The 6,441-nt window shown below is 44.8% G+C and carries 3 protein-coding genes; 2 read left to right on the top strand and 1 reads right to left on the bottom strand.

Going from position 1 to position 6,441, the window contains the following annotated elements:
- Positions 1–44 precede the first annotated feature (44 nt).
- Positions 45–275, bottom strand: a complete 231-nt coding sequence (locus HMPREF2686_RS10560; RefSeq protein WP_070590215.1) for a hypothetical protein — start codon at positions 273–275, stop codon at positions 45–47.
- 22 nt (positions 276–297) lie between these two features.
- Here HMPREF2686_RS10560 and HMPREF2686_RS10555 point away from each other — a divergent pair, with 22 nt between their 5' ends.
- Complete coding sequence (locus HMPREF2686_RS10555; protein WP_261673671.1) at positions 298–1,998, top strand: MucBP domain-containing protein; 1,701 nt, start codon at positions 298–300, stop codon at positions 1,996–1,998.
- Positions 1,999–2,179: 181 nt separating this feature from the next.
- The coding region (locus tag HMPREF2686_RS10550) for an accessory Sec-dependent serine-rich glycoprotein adhesin (RefSeq protein WP_186822861.1) at positions 2,180–6,441 on the top strand (4,262 nt) is incomplete at its 3' end.

The raw sequence follows: 6,441 nt of genomic DNA, 5'->3' as shown, positions 1-6,441 counted from the left end.
TCATTGAGCACATCGGCTTCAGCATCAGCATCAGTATCTGCTAGTCAATCAGCGTCATTGAGCACATCAGCTTCTGAATCAGCATCAGTATCTGCTAGCCAATCAGCATCATTGAGCACATCGGCATCAGCATCAGCATCAGTATCTGCAAGCCAATCAGCATCATTGAGCACATCGGCTTCAACATCGCTTTCTACATCTGTATCACAATCAGCATCTAATTCTTCATCAAATTCTGAAAGTGAAACACCTAAACAAGGTGAAGTAATCATCACTTATGTAGATACAAAAGGTAAAGTGATTAAAGATCCTCGTCAAGATACACCAAACTCACCATATGATACTCCATATAACACAACTGAGGAAGGTGAAAAACCTAACACAATCAAGACTCCAGATGGTAAGACATACAAGATCGTACCAAAAGGTGATTACCCAGTAGGTAAAGTTGACGGTGACGGACACCTTGAATCATCTGATCCAATTAAAGGTAAAGTTGATAAACCTAAATCAACTATCACTTACGTTTATAAAGAAGTGAAGGGTAACGTATACGTTCACTATGTTGACGTCAATGGTAACAAGATCAAAGAATCAGTAACTGACGAAAAAGATCAACCAGTTGATAAGGACTACGATACAGTAGTAGACAACCGTCCAAGCACGATCGAGTTCCAAGGTAAGACATACGAATTGGTACCAGCTGGTAACTACCCAGTAGGTAAAGTCGACGATCAAGGTCACTGGACAGGTGATGATGCTACAACTGGTAAAGTTGCTGAAGAAGATACGAACGTAACATATGTCTACCAATTGAAAGAAGATCCAACGAAACCTAAAGAAGGTGACGTCATCATCACTTACGTAGACGAAAATGGTAAAGAAATTCAAAAACCTCGTCAAGACACACCAAACTCACCATATGACACACCATATAACACAACTGAGGAAGGTGAAAAACCTAATACTATCAAGACTCCAGACGGTAAGACTTACAAGATCGTACCGAAAGGTGACTACCCAGTAGGTAAAGTTGATGGCGATGGACACTTAGAATCATCTGATCCAATTAAAGGTAAAGTTGATAAACCACGTTCAATCATCACTTACGTTTACAAAGAAGTGAAGGAAGAACCAACTCAACCTAAGGGTAGCGTATACGTACACTACAAAGATACTGAAGGTAACACCATTAAAGAATCAGTAACAGATGAGTTAGACCAACCAGTAGGTAAAGACTACAACACTGTTGAAGACAACCGTCCACAATACATTAGATTCGAAGGTAAAACTTACGAAATCGTACCAGTCGGAAACTACACAGTTGGTAAAGTAGATACTCAAGGTCACCTTGAATCAACAGACCCAACAACTGGTAAAGTGGTTGAAGGACGTAAAGACGTTACTTACATCTACAAACTTGTCGAAGAACCTGTACAACCTAAGGGTAATGTATACGTTCACTATGTAGATGAAAATGGTAACACGATCAAGACTTCAGTAGTGGATGAAAAAGACCAACCAGTAGGTAAAGACTACGATACAGTTGTGGATAACCGTCCTAAGACAATCACAACTGCAGATGGTAAAGTCTATGAATTGGTCCCACAAGGTAACTACCCAGTAGGTAAAGTTGACGGTGAAGGTCACTTGACAACAACTGACCCAACAACTGGTAAAGTCATCGAAGGTGATAAGAACGTTACTTATGTTTACAAACTTGTGAAGATTCCAAACGTTCCAACACCAAACACTCCAGTGCCACCAACTCCAACACCAAATACTCCGGTAGATCCAACACCTAATAAACCAATGGATCCAACACCAAACACACCAGTGAACCCAGTTCCTGAGCAACCAGCTCAACCAGCTCCAGCTCTTGAACAACTTCCAAATACTGGTGAAACAGGATCTGTAGCTTCAGCTCTTCTTGGAGCAGTTGCAGGGGTTGCAGGAGTTGCAGCGCTTGGACGTCGCAAAAAGGAAGATGAAAAATAATCTTCTATCCTAATTTGATTCGGTCATTTCAGGTATGTGGGAAATGAAAAAGGATCCAAAAAGAGAACCTCCGGGTTCTCTTTTTGTATGCTGTTATTTGTGTTAAAAACTAGTCTTAATTAGTTACTTTTGGGGAAAATTAGTGTATAATAACTCGATATCTAAAATTTAAGGAGCGGACATGTTTTTTAAACGTTCGAAGGGTGATTTTCGCGAAACGGAGCGAATCACGCGTTATAAATTAATCAAATCAGGGAAGAATTGGGTACGGGCATCTGTTTCTCGGTTAGGCTTATTTCGTGTCATGCGAGCTGGTGTGGATGAAAATATCGTGGTTCAATATGAAGCATCATCACACTCTATGCCTGCAGATCTGGTCAAAGGGATGGTTGTGCTAGGTGCTCTGGCTGGGGCGACAACGGTTGCCAATCCAGTATTTGCTGAGGAAAATGAAATGAATGCGACTGTTGGGTCTGAAATCAGCCCATCGACCGGTGTAGCGGGTTCGGATAGTCTTGTATTGGGGACGACGTCAAACTCAGATTCTGTGTCAGCCAGTCAATCTATAAGTGAATCTATCTCATTTTCAGAGTCAGCTAGTGACAGCCTTTCTCTGTCTCAATCGGTATCTTTGAGCGAATCTCATGTTGTCAGTGCATCAATGAGTCCGTCCACTTCAGAAATCGCTAGTAGCACTCTCTCAGAGGATAACTCGATTCACGAGGGTGTAACGGAGCCAAGCGAGAAGGTAGCAGAGGCTCAAAACAATCGCTCGGAAGACCAGGTGAAGCGTCTGCAAGTTTTGGCTTTGGATTTATACACCTATCGTGCGCAGGCTTTGGAAATCCCTGGGACGGAATCTGCTATTGAAAGTGGAGATCTGGCTTTAGAAGCTATTCGTACTGATTTGTCCAATCCCGCAATTCAAATCGATGCTGTAGAAAGTCAAGCAAAGAGTGCTCGCAATCGCTTGGCCAATGCGGTGCTTCGTGCGACATCTGGCCAACGGGATCCACGTAACGGGAATCGTATAGATGCTGATACCAGTCTCCGTGCACCCCAGTATAATTTAGGGCCAGCCAACAATGCCTTGATTTCTGTTTATAACTCTGATTACATTAATCAGGCTTATAATGTTGTGGAAACCATTCCTACACGAAATAGTATTAAGAGCATTGGCTACGCTTCTGGTAGCGATCGTGTGAATGGCATCAATGTGCCTCAGACGTCGGCCTTGAAAAATAGTGCAGTGGCCTTTAATATCATGGGAACTGTTGGGCAGACAGAGGTCGTAACGCCTGGGAAAATTTATAATGTTTCTTTTGTAGTGACCAATACGGCTAGGCAGTCAGTGACACGAACGCTACGCATTCAGGTTTTGCCGCAAAATGATGGCATCCGTAATCCGATTACGGCTGTGACGACAGCGACTTTTGTCAATGATACTACTAACTTGGCCCAGGCTGAAAAAGAGAAGATTTGGGAAGCGTTTAAGACTGCTAACCCCAATATTGCCACTTCAAAGGACTTTAAATCTTATTCCGTTTCATCATCTGGTGTGGTGACCATTACCTATAAAGATAACACTACAAATGATGTGACGGCTCCAGTGAAGCGACTTGCAGCACCAACTGTTGAAACGAGATTATTGGATAAGGCTTACACACAGACGCCTGTAACGGTGACGGGAGCTGAGCCAGGTTCTACAGTCGTTCTATACAATAATGACGACGAAGTGGGAACAGCTGTGGCAGATGCTTCTGGACAAGCGATCGTAACACCGAATGCTCCCTTGCAAACGGGTGGAGTAACAGCTAAGTCTCGTATTCTGTATGGTGACCATGCAGTTTATTCCGATGCCAGTAACATGGTTGCTGTAACAGATGCCACACGTCCTGAAGTGACGGCTAAGTTGACCGTCAATGGTGTGGAACCGAAATCAACCCCTCTTGAAGGTGGTGGGAAGAATTATATTATTTACGCTGGTGATGATGCGGTTGTGACCTTTACAGCTACTGATGACAGTGGCAAGCTTAAAGAAATGAAAGTCGTTGCACGGGCGGATCTGAACGACAATGCTTTGAACGGGAATTTCTTTGGTAGTAGCCAGTACGGAACTGGTAATATTGCTCCGATCATGGGCGATATTACGGCTACCAGTGCGAACCCTGCAACCATCACAACGACCATTCATTTGAAGGATGACCTTTACCATACCTACCGGAATACATGGCAACGCAACGTTGCGGCTATTGACAATGCGTCCAATATGAACCGTCCAAATGGTTTGGGTGAGATTCGGATTACCCAAGGGCGTCTCGCTGATCGTACGCCAGGTGTGGCGCCGACAAGCACTATTCAGGTGACGAGTCTAACTGCATTGACAGATGCAGATAAGAGCAAGGTGATTGCAGCTGTATCGGCAGTCAACCCAGAGGTGGCCAACCGGATTAAGTCCTATACGGTTAATAGTGATGGTACAGTCACCATTACTTATAAAGATAGTACGACCAATGTCGTAGCGGTGAAACTGTCAGATAGCGATCACAGTCAGTCTGTATCAAACAGTCAGAGTGCGTCTACGAAGACTTCGCAATCGATCAGTCAGTCTTTAAGTACGAAGCAATCACAGAGTGTATCGGCTCAGCAGAGCGTTTCATTGAGTCAGTCACTGAGCTCGGTTCGCTCGCAAAGTTTGTCGGCTTCACTAAGCCAATCAGCATCGGCAAGTGTATCCGCTCAAGCGAGTCTATCTCGCAGTCAATCATTGAGCAAGGAGATTTCTCAATCTGCTTCAACGAGCCAATCTATATCGGCAAGAAAATCTGAATCTGTGAAGGTTTCGGAGTCAGCTTCTGCAAGTGTCAGTGCTTTGCAGTCTGCTTCGGTATCAGCAAGTGTATCCAAAGTGGTTAGCCAGTCTATCTCAAGCTCGACATCCGCTTCAACGAGCGCCTCTGTTTCAGTGAGTCAGTCAGTTTCAGCATCGCTTTCACAGTCGGTATCAGCGTCACTAAGTCAATCGACTCGCGAGTCGGCTTCAAAATCAGTGAGTCAATCGCAGTCGGAGTCTGCATCAGTATCTTTGAGTGAGTCCGCTAGAAAATCAGCATCGTTGAGCACTTCCGTATTAGAGAGTCAATCAACCTCTACTTCGGTGTCGGTTTCAACGTCTGAGTCGGTGTCGACTTCCAAATCAGTATCGACTTCCGAGTCTGTTTCTGCATCTGAATCAGTATCAGCCTCTGAGTCAGTTTCAGCCTCAGAATCAGCATCAACCTCTGAATCAGCATCAACCTCTGAATCGGTCTCAGCGTCCGAGTCAGCATCTACATCAGAATCAGTATCAACATCCGAATCGGTTTCTACATCTGAGTCAGTTTCAGCCTCAGAATCAGTGTCTGCTTCTGAATCGGCATCAACATCGGAGTCAGTCTCAGCGTCTGAATCTGTGTCAGTGTCCGAGTCAGCGTCAGAATCAATCTCAACCTCAGAGTCGGTTTCAACGTCAGAATCAGTATCAACGTCTGAGTCGGCATCGACGTCTGAGTCAGCGTCAACCTCAGAATCAGTCTCGACCTCTGAGTCAGTTTCAGTCTCTGAATCTGTATCTACGTCTGAGTCAATTTCAACCTCAGAGTTGGCATCTACCTCTGAGTCAGTTTCTGTATCTGAATCAGTCTCAACGTCTGAGTCAATCTCGACCTCTGAATCATTGTCAGCATCGTTGAGCACCTCAGTATCTGAAAGTCAGTCAGTCTCTGCTTCAGTGTCAGTTTCGACTTCAGAGTCGGTTTCAATGTCAGAATCAGCCTCTGCGTCCGAGTCAGCGTCAACTTCTGAATCAGCCTCTGCGTCCGAGTCAGCGTCAACTTCTGAATCAGCATCAACCTCTGAGTCAGCATCAGATTCCGAGTCAGTCTCAGCGTCGGAATCAGTGTCAACGTCAGAATCAGTGTCTACATCTGAGTCAGTCTCGACGTCTGAGTCGGTATCTACATCTGAGTCAGTGTCAACATCCGAATCAGCTTCTGCGTCTGAGTCAGTGTCAACTTCTGAATCAGTCTCGACCTCTGAGTCAGTCTCGACGTCTGAGTCAGCGTTAACCTCAGAATCGGTGTCTACCTCAGAATCGGTGTCTAAGTCCGAGTCAGCATCAACCTCTGAATCAGTATCTACGTCTGAGTCGGTTTCAACATCCGAATCAGCCTCTACCTCTGAGTCAGTATCAGCATCCGAATCAGTTTCAATATCCGAGTCGGTTTCTGCATCCGAGTCTGTCTCAACATCCGAGTCAATTTCAGCCTCTGAGTCGGTTTCAACATCCAAATCAGTGTCGACCTCAGAATCGGCATCTGCATCTGCATCTGCATCAGAATCAGTGTCAACATCCGAATCAGTCTCAACGTCCGAGTCAGTTTCAACGTCTGAATCAGTATCGGC

The sequence above is a fragment of the Streptococcus sp. HMSC057G03 genome (assembly GCF_001808745.1).
Lineage (GTDB): Bacteria > Bacillota > Bacilli > Lactobacillales > Streptococcaceae > Streptococcus > Streptococcus parasanguinis_Z.
This window is presented reverse-complemented; position numbering and strand designations above follow the sequence as displayed.